The organism is Allocatelliglobosispora scoriae (assembly GCF_014204945.1).
Lineage (GTDB): Bacteria > Actinomycetota > Actinomycetes > Mycobacteriales > Micromonosporaceae > Allocatelliglobosispora > Allocatelliglobosispora scoriae.
Map to the genome: position 1 here is coordinate 1,654,245 of NZ_JACHMN010000003.1, position 14,700 is coordinate 1,668,944.

Sequence of the window (14,700 nt, forward strand, 5' to 3'; positions counted from 1 at the left end):
TGTCTCCTTCAGTTACAGGGGAGGGGGTCCCACACCTAGAAAGTGCCCCGTCCCGCTTCTACCCAAACATCAGGGTTTGTCGTGGCCCTCTGGTGCTTCAAAACCGATCAGCTTGTGGGTGCCGTCGCAGAAGGGCTTGATACGAGACTTCCCGCAGCGGCACAGGGCGACGGTGGGTCGTCCCGCGTCGATCCGATCGCCGTCGGGCGTGACGATCTCGAAGTCGCCCCGCAGCAGCAGCGGCCCGTTCTCATAGGGCGTGACGGTGGCCGGGACGTGCCGACCGGCGGTCATCCGGCCACCCCGACCAGGACCGCGCCGTCGGTGACGGGAAGGTCCGGCGACCCCGGCCGCAGAGAGCTCGCGCCGTGCTCCCAGTCGGCGAGCATCCGTCGGCCGACCCGCCCGCCCAGCGCTTCCGCGGCGGCCGCTCCGAAGAGGACATCGCTGCTCAGGTGCGGCTCGGCCGCGACCAGTCCACCGCACAGGTCATGCGCGGCGATCTGCTCGTGGACCGCGTCGGCGGCGACGTGCTCGTCGTAGAAGAGGGTCGCCTCCGCATCACCGCCGAGCCGGCGCAGGCCGTTGCCGTAGCGGCTGTTGGGCAGGCTCGACGTCATCTCGAACGCGGCGAGCTGCCCGGCGAGTGCGCCACGCAGCCGCCGGTGCAGGGCGAACATCGAGATCAGGTTGTTGATGGCGAGCGAGGTGGCGGGGAGCCGGTCGAGGTAGGCGCCATAGGCCGCATCGAGTCCGAGATGCCGCATCGTGGTGCGGAACAGCTCCGAGTGCATCCGGTCCAGCCGGCCCGACCCGTACTCGTCGATCTGGATCTCGACCAGCGCGGCCTTGGCGCGCCCGGTGAGCCGGGGGATCGCGAAGGTGTGCGGATCCGCCTCTTTGAGCTGGTAGAGCGACTTGTGCACGACGAACTCGCGGAACTGGTCGAGCGTGGCGTGGCGCTGGACGTAGCGGGACAGCGACGGGCCGTCCGTCTCGGCGGTGAGGGCGGTGAGGGCGGCCGGGATCTCGGCGGCCGGAACCGGTGCGGGCGAGCCGACCAGGTCTCGGACCGCGCGCTCGAAGCGCCGTTCGGCCTCGGCGCGGACCGCGAGGACACCGGGGTGCCACTCCCAGGCGTCGTCCACCTCGTCGAAGCCGCCATAGTGCAGCTCATAACAGATGGTGAGAGTGAGCTGCAGGTCGTCGTCGACGAGCGGGTCGCCGTCGCCGAAACCGGGCATCGGTGCGGGTTCCGTGTCGGCCCTCAGCAGCGTGATCAGCGTCGCCGATACCGGTCCGCGTGGTTCGGGAAGTCTCATGGCCGCCCCCGCCGTCTGCGCATGTCACGCCCGGACGGGCGTGCGTCCATGAGCCCTTACCCGGAAGCGTCGCGGGCTAAACCGGCATAATTCTCATATCGGTTACGCGTTGGGAATGGGCAGTGCCGCCGTGACCGTGGTCCCCGACGGTCCGGAGCGCACCAGGACCCGGCCCATCAGCTGGCGTACCAGCCACAGCCCGCGCCCGCTCATCGCTCTCGGACCGGCCTGCGGTGCCCCCGCCTCGGCCGCCAGATCGGTGAAACCTCGGCCCTGGTCGGTGACCTGGCAGAAGAACCACGCCTCATCGCGCCACAGCCACATCCGGCCCCCGCCGCCACCGTGCCGGATCGCGTTGGTGAGCAGCTCGTTGGCGGCGAGGACCAACCGGTCCTGGCCGTCGACGTCGAGGCCGTTCTCCTGGCCGAAGGCGCTCATCGCCTGCCGCAGCCGGCTCAGCGACGGCGTGTCGACCACGAAGGTGGCCGCGCCGGCCGGCGGGATGACGTCCTCGATGGGCGGGTAGCCGTGCGTGAAGACCTGGTCGGGCGCCGCCTCGCGGATCGCCCGCCGACGGATCGCCACCAGCGCTATGTCGTCGCTGGGCACCTCCGGCACCAGCTCGTCGAGCAGGCGGCTGGCGTACTGCTCCAGGTCCGGTTCCGGGGTGCCCGCCGCCGCCACCAGGCGCTCCAGCCCGATGTCGAGGATCTCCCCGCGGCGCTCGATCAGACCGTCGGTGTAGAGCACCAGGGTGTCGCCGGGAGCCAGGGTGAAGGAGCTCTCGGTGGCGGGGCGCACATGGATGCCGAGCAGCGGCCCGTGGCCGTGGAGCAGGCGTGCGCCGTCGGCACCGTGCAGCATCGGCGGCGGGTGGCCGGCGTTGCTCATCAGCACCTCACCGGTGTCCCAGCTGATCGCGATCACGCACATCGTGGCGATCTCGCCGGGGAGCAGGGCGCCGATGAGGATGTTGAGCCGATCGAGGATCGTCGCCGGGCTGTAGCCCTCGATCAGGTAGGCGCGGGTGGCGTGGCGGAGCTCGGCCATCACCGTCGCCGCGTGCAGGGAGTGGCCGCCGACGTCGCCGACCGCGATGACGATGCGGTCCGCCTGCTGCGTCACCTCGTAGAAATCGCCGCCGATCTCGGCGTGGTCGCTCGCCGGCACGTAGCGAACCGCGAGGTCGAAGCCGGACAGCCGGGGTACGCGGCGGGGGAGCAGGCTGCGCTGCAGGGTGAGCGCGAGGTTGTGCTCGCTGGCGAACAGGCGCTGCGACTCGATCGCCGCGACGATCGCCTGGCCGAAGAGGGTGAGCACCGGGCTGTCGGTCAGGCTCGCCGAGGACGGCATGACGACGTAGACGGCGGGCTGCTCGGGACGGGTGTGGAAGGCCGCGACCCGGACCTCGGCGTCGGCGGTCCGCAGCGCCGGCCACCGGTCGGCCGCCTCGTCGCGGATCGTGATGCCGATCGGCTCGTCGCCGAGCTCCATCGTGGCCGGGCGCACCTCGGCGGCCTCGCCGCGGCCGGCGCAGGTGGCCATGATCCAGGCACCGTCGCGGTCTCCGGTGAAGATCGTGACGGCCGAGTCGAAGATCTCGCTGCCGCCGCGGGCGGCCTGCTCCAGCAGGCGGCGCTGGCTCGTGGCGGCACCCATGTCGGCGGTGACGTGCACCAGGCTGGTCAGCCGGGCCGCGAGCCGCTCGGCCTGGAGCCGGGCCTGGTAGTAGCGCAGCACGGAGGCGATGGTGGCGAGCAGCTCGTCGGGGTTGATCGGCTCCACCAGGTAGCCGTCGGCGCCGCCGGAGAGGCCGTGGGTCCGGTCGACCGACTCGACCGCGGCGGCGGAGACGTGGATGACCGGGGTGGTGCCGAAGCGCGGATGCTCCTTGATCCGCTGGCAGATCTCGAAGCCGCTGGCGTCGGGGAGCCGCACGTCGAGCACGACGAGGTCGATGTCGCCCTGCTCGAACCGGTCCAGCGCCTGCGCCCCGGTCTCGGCCTCCACCACGGTGTAGCCGCCGCGCTTGAGCCAGCTGACGAGCACGTAGCGCTTCGACGGGGTGTCGTCGACGACGAGGATGGTGTTGCCGTCGGCGCTCATCGCGGACTCCGGGCGGCCAACCCCACCACGTCACAGAGGTCGTCCAGTGTGGTCGAGGTCTTGTCGAGCACCGTCGTGGTGTGCCGCAGCGCGGCGGCCTCCGTGACGTCCGAGGGGTAGGCGGTGATCACCACCACGGGGATCTCGCGCAGCCGCTCGTCGGCGTGGAGGGCGTCGAGGACCGCGAACCCGTCCAGCTCCGCCAGGCGCAGGTCGAGCAGGACCAGGTCCGGCGGGTGCACCGCGATCACCGCCAGCGCCGTCCGGCCGTCGCCCGCCTCGCGGACGTGGAACCCGCAGCGGCGCAGCACCTCACCGGCCGCGGTGCGGAACGCCTCGTCGTCGTCGACGAGCAGGACATCGGTGGCGCTGCGCGACTCGGCCTGTCCGGAGAGGCCGCCGACCGGCAGGCGAACGGTGAAGGTGCTGCCCCGGTGCAGCTCGCTCGTGAGGGTGAGGGTGCCGTGCAGCGCCTCGACGAGCCGCCTGGCGTAGGGCAGACCGAGCCCCGTGCCCGTGACGGTGGCCTGCAGGGCGTGGCGGACCTGGTGGAACTCCTCGAAGACGCGGTCGATCTCGTCGGGCGGTATGCCGATCCCGGTGTCGGTCACCGTCAGCACCAGGTGGCCGTCGTCGACTGCGGCGGAGAGCCGCACCTCGCCGTCCGGGGTGAACTTCAGCGCGTTGGTGAGCAGGTTGCGCAGCACCTGCGCGAGCATCACCGGATCGGTGCGCACCAGCGGCAGGCCGACCGGGTCCTCGACGACGAGCGCCGTCGTCGGCGAGGCGGGCAGCGCTCGCAGCGTGCCGCGCAGGGTGTCGAAGATCGGTTTGAGGTCGGTGTCCTGCGGCACCGGCTGCAGCCGGCCCGACTCGGCCTTCGCCAGGTCGAGCAGCTCGTTGACGAGCGTGAGCAGGCTGCGCGACGACTCGTCGATCAGCTCCAGCTGCCGGGACTGGTCGGGGCTGAGGGCGTCGGACTGCGGGTCGCGCAGCAGCCGGGTCAGGCCGGTGATGGAGGTGACGGGGGAGCGCAGTTCGTGCGTGACGCTCGCCAGGAACCGCGTCTTCGCCTCGCTCGCCTCGCGCAGCTGCGTGGTGCGCTGGTCCAGCTCGGAGTGGAGCGCCACGACACCGCGGTTGGTGGCTTCGAGCTCGTCGGAGAGCTCGGTGTAGAGGGCCACGACACCCCGGTTGGTCTCCTCGAGCTCGCCGTTGAGGCGCAGCAGCTCGTCGCGGTGCGCCTGCACCTCGGCGAGGGTGGCGAGGAGCTGCCGGTTCTGCTCGGCGAGCTCCTCCAGCGGCGTACCGGCGGAGCTGGCGGCGATCTCGCGGCAGACCTCGGCGAGCTCCTCGTCGTCGAGGAGCAGGGCGCGGTCGGGGACCCGCCGAGCCATCCCTACCGAGGTGGTGGTGGAGGTGCGCACCACGTCCCACAGGTCCATGAGCCCCCTCGTCAGCCCGATCTCCCCGACGAACTCCTCGCCCGTCGGTGCATCCACTGTCGCCTGGAAGCCCAGCAGCGCGCGTGCCACGGGCCGCTCCGGCACCTGCGGGTCGTCGGGATCGGGAATCCACAGTGCGAACACCACGGTGACCCTGCCCAGCGCCAGCAGACGCCGACCGGCCTCCGACAACGCGGCTGCCACTCGGATCTGGTCCTGCGTCTCCAGGCCGAGTGCCGCCGCGAGCTGTCTACCCTGTCGGCGGACCTCGAAAACGTCCTGCTCCACGGAGATGTGCGAGCGCAGCAGTTCACGTGTGATCATCTCAGGGCCTCGCGACCACGATCGCGGCGTCGTCGCGCCGCCGGGAGGCGTCGCGCAGCAGGGTCGCGGCGACCACCACGGGGGTACGCGTGAGCAGCCCCGGATGGTCGGCGAGGCTCCACCGCTCGGTCAGCCCGTCGGAGTGCATGATGATCAGGGCGTCCGGCGGCAGCGGGTAGTCGAACTCGCGGACCGAGTGCCGCTGCTGGCCGACGATCCCGGGCATGGAGACCATCGCCCGCCGGACGTCGCCGCAGACGCTGGCGGCGATGTTGCCGATCCCCGCGAAGCGCACCGTGTCCCGGGCCGCGTTGACCTCGGCGATCCCGACGACCGCGCCCCGGGTGTGTCCGATGCGCCCGTGCAGGAAGGCGAGGATCTCCTTCGGACCGCCGGGCGGCGCTTCGAGGAACGCGGCGATCGCGGCCTCGCTGGCGAGGGCGGCGAGGGGTCCGTGCCCGAGCCCGTCGCAGAGCATGATCTGGCGCCGCCCGTCGAGCTCCCGGGCGGCGTAGCCGTCGCCGCAGGCCGTCTCGCCGGCGAGGGGCCGGGCGACGCCGTCGAGCCAGGTCGGCGCGGGCGGTTTGGCCCAGACGGTCGCGGCGAGGACCGTGCCGGTGCCGGGTCGGGAGTAGATGTCGAAGTCCGTCGCCATGCGGGTGATGGCGCCCAGGCCGATGCCGAGCGTCCCGCCGGTCGAGTGTCCGTCCACACTGGATGCGAGCACGTCGGCCATGCCGGGGCCCTGGTCGATGGCGACGAGCCCGACGCCGGCCGCGTCGCCGGCGCGCACCACTCGCAGCAGCACCACGCCCTCGTCGGCGTGCCGGGCCAGATTGGTGGTGGCCTCGGTGGCGATGATGGCGAGGCCGCTGATCGCCGCGGCGGGCAGGCCGATCTCCTCGCCGAGCGCCACCGCGGCTCGGCGGACGGACCCGGCGGTGCTCGGATCGGTCGCCGCCAGCCAGACCCGGTTGTCCGCGCTGCGCAGGCCGAGGTCCATCATCGTTCCCATTTGACGGCGGTGATGACGGTGCCCGCGCCCACCTCGGTGTGCAGCTCGAACTCGTCCATCAACCGCCGGGCGCCGGACAGGCCCAGCCCGAGACCGCCGCCGGTGGTGTAGCCGTCGGTGAACGCCTGGTCGAGGTCCGCGATGCCAGGCCCCTCGTCGGCGAAGACGACGCGGATGCCGCGCCGCCGGCCGTTGGAGACCGGCTGCACCTCGGCGTAGCCACCCCCGCCGTAGACGAGGGTGTTGCGGGCCAGCTCGCTCGCGGCCGTCACCAGCTTGGTCTGGTCGACCAGGCTGAGCTTGCTCTCCACCGCGGCCGCCCGGACGAGCTGCCGCACCCGGACCACGTCGTCGTCGGCGGCGATCTCCTGGCGTCGGGCCGGGCCCAGCGCCTCGACGTCGATCATCGGGAGGCCGCGGAGTCGTCGGCCGTGACCTCGTCTTCGTCGTCGGGTTCGAACTCGTCGGCGGCCCGCAGGTCGCGCAGCAGCCGCAGGCCGTGCTCCACGTTGAGCGCCGTCCGGATGCCGCGCAGGGTGAGGCCAAGCTCGACCAGGGTGATCGCCACGGCGGGCCGCATCCCCACGAGCACGGTCTCAGCGTCGAGCACCTTGGAGACCGCCGCGATCGTGGCGAGCGTGCGGCCGACGAAGGAGTCGACGATGTCCAGCGCGGTGATGTCGATGATCACGCCGTGTGCGCTGCTGGCCGAGATCTTCTCGGCGAGGTCCTCCTGCAGGTGCAGGGCGAGCTGGTCCTCCAGATCGATCTGGATCGACACCAGCAGGACATCGCCGAGGACGAGAATGGGTACGCGGTCCATCGATCAGCGCACCGACTTGGTGGTCCGGCGAACCTCGACGCCGCTGGCGCGCAGTGCGTACTGCAGGGCGTCGGCGAGGTTGGCCTTGGTGACGATCTCCCCGAACTCGATGCCGAGCGCGACGATCGTCTGCGCGATCTGCGGCCGGATGCCGGAGATGATGCACTGCGCGCCCATGAGCTGCGCGGCGACCACGGTCTTGAGGATGTGCTGGGCGACCTGGGTGTCGACCGCGGGGACGCCGGTGATGTCGAGGATCGCATAGGGCGAGCCGGTGTCGACGAGCGTCTGCAGCAGCCGCTCCATCACCACCTGGGAGCGGGCCGAGTCGAGCGTGCCGATGATCGGAACGGCGACCACGCCGTCCCACAGCTTGACGACCGGGGTCGAGAGCTCGAGCAGCTGCTCGGACTGCTCGGTGATGATCGTCTCTCGCGCGGTGACGTAGGCCTCGACGGTCCGCAGGCCGAGCTTGTCGATGAACGAGGAGAACTCCGCGAAGTCTGCCTTGGAGACGATCTTGTCATCGCCGCCGGTGACCGCGTTGAGCGCGTCCTTCACGGCGAAGATGCTGATCGCGGTCTCCGAGACGCTGAAGCTGTGCCGCGCGCGGGAGCCGGACAGCTCGTTGAGCAGGGCGAGCAGTTCGGCACCCCGGGGCCCGTCGAGGCTGGTGGAGCCGGACTCCAAGGTTGACCGCAGACCGGCGTAGAGGTCGCTGATCTGCCGCTTGAGCTCGCTCTTGGTGAGCCGGCCACGCAGGGTGGCGCCGACCGTGTCGTTCCAGTGCTCCAGGATCGGGCCCTGGTGCTCCGCGAGCACCGTCGCCAGCCGTGTCGCCGAATTCTCTTCCACCATGCCGCCTTCGCTCGCGTCGTTTATTGTCTGTCCAGCCGGTGCAGTGTCGCACCGTCCCGGAGGAGTCCGGCGGTCACGCTACCCTAGGTTCGTGCCTTCCGCTCCGCAGTCGGCGCAGGCTGACGATCCACCGAACGGACACGGAGAGAAGCCTCATGCCGCTGATCATCACCGACGAGGAGATCTCGGGGCACGCGATCCTCGCCGCCGCCGGTGACCTGGATCTCACAACCGCGCCGCAGCTCACCAGTGCCGCGGTCCGGCTGATCGAGACCGGCACCCGCGATATCATCGTGGATGCGAGCAGGCTGGAGTTCTGCGACTCGTCGGGCCTGAGCGCGCTGCTGCGCATCGTCGGCCACCTCGGTCCACAGGGCGGTCGGCTCGCCATCGTGAACCCGCACCCCATCGTGCTGCGGGTGCTTCAGCTCTGCGGTCTGGACGAGGCGGTCCTGATCGCCGACACGGTGCCGAGCGCGATCCTGGAGTTCGCCGGCGCCCGCTGATGTCGGGAGAGGCCGGGGATCCCGGCTAAGACCAGGCGCGCAGCTCGATCCGATCCCGGGCGGGCAGGCAACGACCGCTGCGCCCGCGGCGTACCCCCGGATTGCCGGTTTTCGTCAGCGCCGCCGCCCGCGCGTGACGGCCGGGCTCACCGCTCCCGGCTCGCGATCGCCTGCTCCGCCGCCGCGACCACCACCGGGTCGGCACAGCCGCGCGCGAACCCGGCGATGCGGCGGCGGATGTCGCGGCCGAGGAGCCAGACGCCGATCCGGTCGGCGATCGGGCGGATGAACGCGGGACGGCAGCGGAAGTTGTAACGCCAGGTCGCCACGGTGTGCCGGGGGTCGTCGGCGGGGGCGAACCGCCAGCCGCCGCCCATCATCTCGAAGAACCACGGCCCGCGGACCATCTTCATGCCGACGTTGCTCGGCGGGTTGTAGGAGACGTACTCGCTGATCATCGACAGCCCGTGCCGGGACCGGGTGAAGGTCTGCACGCCCTTGCCGGGCGCGGTGGCGCCGTCGGTGAAGTGCTGCTCCCGGATGAAGGGGTCCCAGCGGTAGCGGACGGCACCGGTGGTCTGCGACACCGCGAACGCGACATCCTGGGGGATCGGCACGGTGACGACTGCTTCGACGACGGGCATGGCTTCATCGTCCCGCACCGGCGGCGAGCCCGCTCACCCGGTGGGAGTGCGCCCCGCCCACTCGTAGGCGGACGGGGCGCTCGTCGTCACTCCGCGTCGGCGGAGACCTTCTCCTGCTGCGGTGCCCGCTGGGCCGGGATGGACGCCTCGGCCTCGCGCGGGAAGTGGCCGTTGCCGCCGGTCGGTGCCTCACGCTCCGCGGCTGCCCGCTCGCCGTCGGCCCGCGCCTCGGCCTGCTCGCGGGCCGCCTGCTCCCGGATCGCGGCGAGCTGCCGGGCGGCGTGCTCGCGGGTGAGCTGCTCCCGCGTGTGGTGGTCCTGGGCGGCGTGGTCGTGCGGGGCGCGGTCCTGCGGAGCCTGCGCCTGCACGGGGTGCGGCTGAGCGGGGTGCGGCTGGGTGGGCTGCTCCCGGGGAGCCTGCTCCTGAGCGGACTGGCGCTCCTGGGCCGCGACGGCGGCGACCTGCTCGCGGGCGGCCCGCTCGCCGTCGGCGTGCTCCCGGGCGGCGTTCTCGCGGGCTGTGTGCTGCTCGCCGCCCTGGCCGACCACGGCCTGCTCGCCGGTCTCGTCGGGGCGCCCGCCGGACCTGGTCGACATGACGCGCGGGTATTCGCCGGTCTGGGCGTTGCCCGAGGCGGCGGCCATCACCGCGGCGGCGGCGAGGGTGGCGACCCGCTCCGCCTCGCGCTGCACCCGGGCCCGGACGTCCTTGGCGTGGCGCTCGGCCGAGTCGGCCTCGTGCCGTGCCTCGTCGAGCCGGTGCAGCTCCACCTCGAGCTGCTTGCTGATCTCCGCGTGCCGCTGCTGGAGCTGCTCCAGGTCGCGCTCCGCGGTCGATCCGTCCTGGCGCGTCTGCGCGAGCTGCTGCTGCGCCGCTTCCACATCGGCCTGGAGCTGGGCCATCGCCTGGCGCCGGGACTGGATCTCCTGCTGCACGACCGTGAGCTGCTGCTGGTGGGAGGCGGTCTGCTCCTCGGCCCGGCGGCGCATGTCCGCGGAGTAGCGCTGCGCCTCGGCGTGCAGGGAGGCGTTCTTCTGCTCGGTGGAGCTGCGCTGCTGGGCCAGCTCGCGCTCGGCGGCGGTGCGCCGCTCGCCCATCTCCTTCTCGACGCTCGCCTTCCACTGGGCGAGCCCCTCCTGGGCCTTCACCCGGGCGTCCTCGATCTCCTGCTGGAGCTTGACGCGCGCCGCCTCGACCATCGCCTCGGTCTCGGCCTTGGCCTCCTCGGCCTCCTTGGCGCTCTGCTCGCTGACCCGCTGGGCCTCTTGCTGGGCTTGCTCGTGAGCGGCCTCGCCCTCGGCCCTGACCTTCTCGGCCTGCTCCTGCGCGGCGGCGAGGGCCTTCTCCGCCTCGCTCTGCAATCCGGTGACGTGCTGGGCGGCGGCGGTGGTGATCGCGTCGGCCTGCTTCTCGGCGAGGGCGAGGATCTGGTCCACCATCGGGCCGAGGTGGCGGAAGGAGGCGCGGTCGATCTGCGGCGGGCGCTGGCGCAGCTCGCCGAGCTCGCCCTGGAGCTGGTGCAGGTGGCCGTTCAGGTCCTTGATCTTGCGGATGGCCCGCTCGCGCTCGTTGGCGAGCGCTGAGAGCTCGCTCTCCTGCACGGCGAGGAAATGATCCACCTGCCGTTTGTCATAGCCGCGCATGGCGACATCAAAGCTCGGCCGCGCTTTGTCGTCGCGCTGTGCCATCTCCTCGGCGTTGGACATGGGCCATCCTCCATACGATCGCGAGTGCGCGGCCGACGGACTCTACCGCCCGCCTGCACAATCGCAGAGGCTACCGCTGTCCTCGCTCGACGTCACTCCGCCCTAGGTACCAGTTAACGTACGTTCACCTATCGGCAGCAAGATCACTTATCGCATGAGTGGGCTGAACAGTGGATATTTCACTCGTTAGCCTGCCAGGTGGCCCCACTCGCCCTCGATCAGCGGCCAGGGACCGCGTGCTGCGACGACGCCGTCGATGAGGACGAGCACCGTGTCGGCCTGCGCCAGCGCCGCCCGCTTCGACGTCGAACCGATCACGGTCACGCCGCGCTCGCGCAGCGCGCGCCACAGGGCCAGCTCCGTCGTCACGTCCAGCGCCGAGGAGATGTCGTCCGCGACGAGCAGCTCGGTACGCGGTGCCAGCGCCCGGGCGAGGGCGAGGCGCTGCAGCTGCCCGCCGGAGAGCCGGGTGCCCTTGTGCCCGATGACGAGGCCGAGCCCCGACCCGGTCGCCGCGAGATCGTGTTCGAGCTGCGCCGTCGCGACCGCCGCGTGCGGCTCGACGTCGTGGCCGAGCTGGATGTTGTCGGCGACCGAACCGGAGAAGACCCGGGGCAGCTGCGCGACGTAGCCGACCTGGTTGGGCCGCAGGAAGACCTCCGGCTCGGTGATGGGCTCACCGTTCCAGCGCATCGTGCCGGTGTGGTGCACGATGCCGGCGAGCGCCCGCAGCAGCGACGACTTGCCCGCGCCGACCGGGCCCAGGACCAGCACCAGCTCGCCCCGGTCGACGGTGAGCCCGATGTCGCGGGCCGCGACGGTGCCGTCCTCGTGCACCGCGCTGAACCCGTCCAGCTCCAGGCGGCGCAGCGGTTCCCGGGGCGCCGAGACCGGTGCGGGCGCCGTACCGGCGGAGATGTCGACCCCGTCGACGCTCGCCGAGTAGTCGGCGGAGCCGGTCATCTCCACGGTCCGCCGGGTCCACACCCGGGCCGAGGGCATCTGCGAGATCAGCGACGCCGTGGTCCACGCGAACCACCGAGCGGCACCGAGCGTCGAGACCGTGACCAGGGCCGCACCGGCCGAGAGCGACCCGGCGAGGAAGAGCGCCCAGGCGCCGATCGGCAGCAGTCCACTGAGGATGGACGGCGTCGACCGGGCCCACACCTGCACGGCGATCTCGCGGCGCTGCCGCTCGCTGCGGTCGGTGTCCAGGCGGGCCAGGTGCGCGAGGACCGGCTCGGTGGCCCCGGCGAGCTTCACCGTGCGGGCGGCCGTCAGCGACGACACCAGGGCGGTCGCGAAGGCGGCCCGGGCCGCGACCGTCCCCTTGGCCGAGCGTGCCAGCCGCGGCCCGAACGCCGTCGCGGCGAGCCCGGAGAGCAGCATCGTCCCGGCGAAGAACGCCGCCGGCACGAACGAGCCGGAGATCGCCGTCATCACCACGATCGTGACGACGCAGGCCGACTGGTCGATCACGTTGTCGGCGAGCATGACGACGCGCTCGGTGTCGCCGCCCTGCGCCACCACCTCGGCCGGGGTGTGCCCGCTGACCCGGCGCGGGCCGGTCTGCCCGTGCACGAGGCGCAGGCTGATCCGCAGCATCTGGCGGACCCACCACTCCGGGAACCAGATGCTCGTGTAATAGGGCATCGGTGCCGTGATCAGCAGCGCCGCGACGATCCCGAGCACCGGCCAGAGCAGGCCGCCGTCGCCGTCGACGAGGTCCGTCCAGAGCCACGGCAGCACCGCGCCGTCGAGGCCGAAGACGACGAGGCCCAGGAAGAGGGCGACCGCGCCGAGGCCGAAGCGCGGATCGTTGGTGGCGAGGGTGAAGATCTGCCGCAGCGTGCGGGTCCGGGCCGGTGCGGGCAGCGGCGGCGGGTCGGTCTTCGGCGGTGCCGACATCGCGACCGCCGCGGCGGGTGCCTGCGGCGCGGCGTCGTCGGCGAGCGCCACCCCGCCACTGCCGCCGGCGGTCACCAGGGCGCCGGACCGCATGCTCGTGGCGAGCAGCTCGGCGAAGCGCTCGGAGTGGCGCAGCGGGCCGGCCTCCACGACCCGGCCCTCGGCGAGGATCACCACCTCGTCGCAGTGCTGCACGGTGGAGAGGCGGTGCGCGATGACGATGCCGATCCGGTCGCGCAGCAGCCGCTCGGTGGCGCGCTGCACGCGCGCCTCGGTCAGCGGGTCGAGCCGTGCGGTCGCCTCGTCGAGGATGACGACGTGCGGGTCCCGGACGAGGATCCGGGCGAAGGCGACGAGCTGCTCCTGCCCGGCGGAGAGCACGTGCCCGCCGTCGCCGAGCCGGGTCTGCAGGCCCTGCGGCAGGTCGGCCACCCAGTCGCCGAGGTCGAGCTCGTCGAGGGCGGCGGCGGCCCGGTCGAGCAGGGTCGGGTCGAACAGGGCGATGTTCTCGGCGAGGGTGCCGGCGATGATGTCGGTGCGCTGCGGGACCAGGGCGATCCAGCGGCGCAGCTGCTCGACGTCGAGATCCTCCACGTCGGTGCCGGCGAGGAAGACCGTGCCGGCGGGGAGCGGCACGGCCCGGGTGAGCACCTTGGCGAGGGTCGACTTGCCGGAGCCGGTGCGGCCGACGAGGGCGTAGGAACGGCCCCGGGCGAAGGTGAGGCTGACGTCGCGGAGGGCGGCGGGGCGGTCGTCGCGGGTGGCGTACCGGAAGGTCAGACCGCGGACCTCGAGGTCGCCGTCGACCGGGACCGACCCGCCGGCTGGCTCCTGGGCGGCTTCGCGCAGCAGCAGCACCCGGCTCCACGCGCCGAGGGCGTACTGCAGCTCCGGCACCATCCGGCTGAGGTGCTCGACCGTGGCGCCGAAGGCGAGGGCGAGCAGCCAGATCGCGGTGAGGCGGGCGCCGTCGATCCGGCCGGTCCACAGGGCCCAGGCGCCGCCGATCACGACGAGGGCGATGCCCGCCCGCATCACGCCGGACGCGATGGCGGTGAGCTTCGCCGACTTGCGCCAGACCCGGCGGCCGCGTTGCAGCACGACGCTGGAGCGCTGGGCGAACAACCGCAGGACATAGGGCCGGGCGAGGCTGGTGCGCACGTCGTCCTGGCCGTGGATCGACTCCTCCATCACCGCGGCGAGGTCGGACCAGGCCTCCTCCTCGGCCATCCGGGCCGGGGCGATCTCCCGGGCCGGTTTGCGCAGCCAGAGCACGAGCAGCACCGAGATGGCGAGCATGACGAGGCCGGCCGGCCACCAGACGCCGACCGCGATCACCGTCGACAGGACGCCGATCGCGATCGACTGGGCGATCCGCACGCCCTGGGAGCGGACCGACGACGCCACCTGGTAGACGTCGCCGTCGATGCGGTCGAGCAGCTCGCCGACGGGCGTCGTGTCGAGCGCGGTGAGATCCTGGCCGAACGCGACGTGGCAGAGCTGCCGCCGCACGCGCGCGGACCAGTCCGCGGTGAGCCGGGCCGCGAGCAGGCTCACGGCCAGATCGCTGAGCACCCCCACGATCAACGACCCGGCCAGTACGCCGAAGAGCACCCCGGACCGGTAGAGCAGCACCGGGCCGGCGAGGGCGGCGGCAGCGGCCTGACCGGCGGCGCCGAGCAGGATCAGCGCGACGATGAGGTTGGCCCGCCGGGGCGACGCGGACCACAGGTCCCGGAACAATCGCACGGCTGAACCCCCGATGTGAGTGGATGTGCTCGCCAGCCTCGCGGAAATGCGCATTTCGCTCAACGTATTTTCCGGCGGCTTTTGTCCGCTTCATCGCTGTCGGCGGAGCGCAAGCCATCCGGCCCCGATTGCATGTTTCCGCAAGATCCTACGACGCTGACGATCATCGAAACCTCGCCACCTGCGATGACGCGTCGCCCCCCGGATCGGCCGGGGTAACGCGATCTTGCGCAATGTGCCGCCTGTCCCCATGATGCGAGCGCTCGAACGGTAATCACGACGGGGGATATGGCG

12 protein-coding genes are annotated in these 14,700 nt (G+C 72.1%); 1 reads left to right on the plus strand and 11 read right to left on the minus strand.

Annotation, left to right across the window (positions count from 1 at the left end; translation table 11 throughout):
- Positions 1 to 69: 69 nt before the first annotated feature.
- From F4553_RS33895 to F4553_RS33930, 8 genes are all read right to left on the minus strand, one after another.
- Positions 70 to 294, minus strand: coding sequence for a CDGSH iron-sulfur domain-containing protein (locus tag F4553_RS33895; RefSeq protein ID WP_184844644.1), 225 nt, complete (start codon positions 292 to 294; stop codon positions 70 to 72).
- A complete protein-coding gene (locus tag F4553_RS33900) occupies positions 291 to 1,322 on the minus strand; it encodes an iron-containing redox enzyme family protein (RefSeq protein WP_184844647.1) in 1,032 nt (343 codons plus the stop codon). Before F4553_RS33900 ends, F4553_RS33895 begins: the two co-directional genes overlap by 4 nt.
- 102 nt (positions 1,323 to 1,424) lie before the next feature.
- The gene (locus F4553_RS33905; protein WP_184844650.1) at positions 1,425 to 3,428 is read right to left on the minus strand and encodes a SpoIIE family protein phosphatase; all 2,004 of its coding nucleotides are present in this window, start codon (positions 3,426 to 3,428) and stop codon (positions 1,425 to 1,427) included.
- Positions 3,425 to 5,197: an ATP-binding protein gene (locus F4553_RS33910; protein WP_184844653.1), complete on the minus strand. Its 1,773-nt coding sequence runs from the start codon at positions 5,195 to 5,197 to the stop codon at positions 3,425 to 3,427. The genes F4553_RS33905 and F4553_RS33910 overlap by 4 nt, the downstream gene beginning before the upstream one ends.
- 1 nt (position 5,198) lies before the next feature.
- Positions 5,199 to 6,212, minus strand: a complete 1,014-nt coding sequence (locus F4553_RS33915; RefSeq protein ID WP_246467556.1) for an ATP-binding protein — start codon at positions 6,210 to 6,212, stop codon at positions 5,199 to 5,201.
- Positions 6,200 to 6,619, minus strand: coding sequence for an ATP-binding protein (locus F4553_RS33920; RefSeq protein WP_184844656.1), 420 nt, complete (start codon positions 6,617 to 6,619; stop codon positions 6,200 to 6,202). Before F4553_RS33920 ends, F4553_RS33915 begins: the two co-directional genes overlap by 13 nt.
- Positions 6,616 to 7,035 carry an STAS domain-containing protein gene (locus tag F4553_RS33925; protein WP_184844659.1) on the minus strand — a complete coding sequence of 140 codons (420 nt, stop codon included), beginning with the start codon at positions 7,033 to 7,035 and terminating at the stop codon, positions 6,616 to 6,618. Before F4553_RS33925 ends, F4553_RS33920 begins: the two co-directional genes overlap by 4 nt.
- A gap of 3 nt (positions 7,036 to 7,038) precedes the next feature.
- Complete coding sequence (locus F4553_RS33930) at positions 7,039 to 7,893, minus strand: STAS domain-containing protein (RefSeq protein ID WP_184844662.1); 855 nt, start codon at positions 7,891 to 7,893, stop codon at positions 7,039 to 7,041.
- 155 nt (positions 7,894 to 8,048) lie between these two features.
- On the opposite strand from F4553_RS33930, the gene F4553_RS33935 reads away from it, so the two are divergent.
- A complete protein-coding gene (locus tag F4553_RS33935) occupies positions 8,049 to 8,399 on the plus strand; it encodes an STAS domain-containing protein (protein WP_184844665.1) in 351 nt (116 codons plus the stop codon).
- Between the two features lie 146 nt (positions 8,400 to 8,545).
- On the opposite strand, the gene F4553_RS33940 is transcribed toward F4553_RS33935, so the two are convergent.
- The 3 genes from F4553_RS33940 to F4553_RS33950 form a co-directional block, all read right to left on the minus strand.
- Positions 8,546 to 9,043 carry an SRPBCC family protein gene (locus F4553_RS33940; protein WP_184844668.1) on the minus strand — a complete coding sequence of 166 codons (498 nt, stop codon included), beginning with the start codon at positions 9,041 to 9,043 and terminating at the stop codon, positions 8,546 to 8,548.
- Positions 9,044 to 9,129: 86 nt separating this feature from the next.
- On the minus strand, positions 9,130 to 10,749 hold the full coding sequence (locus F4553_RS33945; RefSeq protein ID WP_184844671.1) for a hypothetical protein: 1,620 nt from the start codon (positions 10,747 to 10,749) through the stop codon (positions 9,130 to 9,132).
- 186 nt (positions 10,750 to 10,935) lie between these two features.
- Positions 10,936 to 14,406 (minus strand): ATP-binding cassette domain-containing protein, encoded by a 3,471-nt coding sequence (locus tag F4553_RS33950; protein WP_184844674.1) that lies wholly within the window; start codon positions 14,404 to 14,406, stop codon positions 10,936 to 10,938.
- Positions 14,407 to 14,700 lie beyond the last annotated feature (294 nt).

What these genes read in the sequence shown, in the direction of transcription:
- F4553_RS33895 (WP_184844644.1), bottom strand. Translation starts at nt 294, where the DNA reads ATGACCGCCGGTCGGCACGTCCCGGCCACCGTCACGCCCTATGAGAAC.
- F4553_RS33900 (WP_184844647.1), bottom strand. Translation starts at nt 1,322, where the DNA reads ATGAGACTTCCCGAACCACGCGGACCGGTATCGGCGACGCTGATCACG.
- F4553_RS33905 (WP_184844650.1), bottom strand. Translation starts at nt 3,428, where the DNA reads ATGAGCGCCGACGGCAACACCATCCTCGTCGTCGACGACACCCCGTCG.
- F4553_RS33910 (WP_184844653.1), bottom strand. Translation starts at nt 5,197, where the DNA reads ATGATCACACGTGAACTGCTGCGCTCGCACATCTCCGTGGAGCAGGAC.
- F4553_RS33915 (WP_246467556.1), bottom strand. Translation starts at nt 6,212, where the DNA reads ATGGGAACGATGATGGACCTCGGCCTGCGCAGCGCGGACAACCGGGTC.
- F4553_RS33920 (WP_184844656.1), bottom strand. Translation starts at nt 6,619, where the DNA reads ATGATCGACGTCGAGGCGCTGGGCCCGGCCCGACGCCAGGAGATCGCC.
- F4553_RS33925 (WP_184844659.1), bottom strand. Translation starts at nt 7,035, where the DNA reads ATGGACCGCGTACCCATTCTCGTCCTCGGCGATGTCCTGCTGGTGTCG.
- F4553_RS33930 (WP_184844662.1), bottom strand. Translation starts at nt 7,893, where the DNA reads ATGGTGGAAGAGAATTCGGCGACACGGCTGGCGACGGTGCTCGCGGAG.
- F4553_RS33935 (WP_184844665.1), top strand. Translation starts at nt 8,049, where the DNA reads ATGCCGCTGATCATCACCGACGAGGAGATCTCGGGGCACGCGATCCTC.
- F4553_RS33940 (WP_184844668.1), bottom strand. Translation starts at nt 9,043, where the DNA reads ATGCCCGTCGTCGAAGCAGTCGTCACCGTGCCGATCCCCCAGGATGTC.
- F4553_RS33945 (WP_184844671.1), bottom strand. Translation starts at nt 10,749, where the DNA reads ATGTCCAACGCCGAGGAGATGGCACAGCGCGACGACAAAGCGCGGCCG.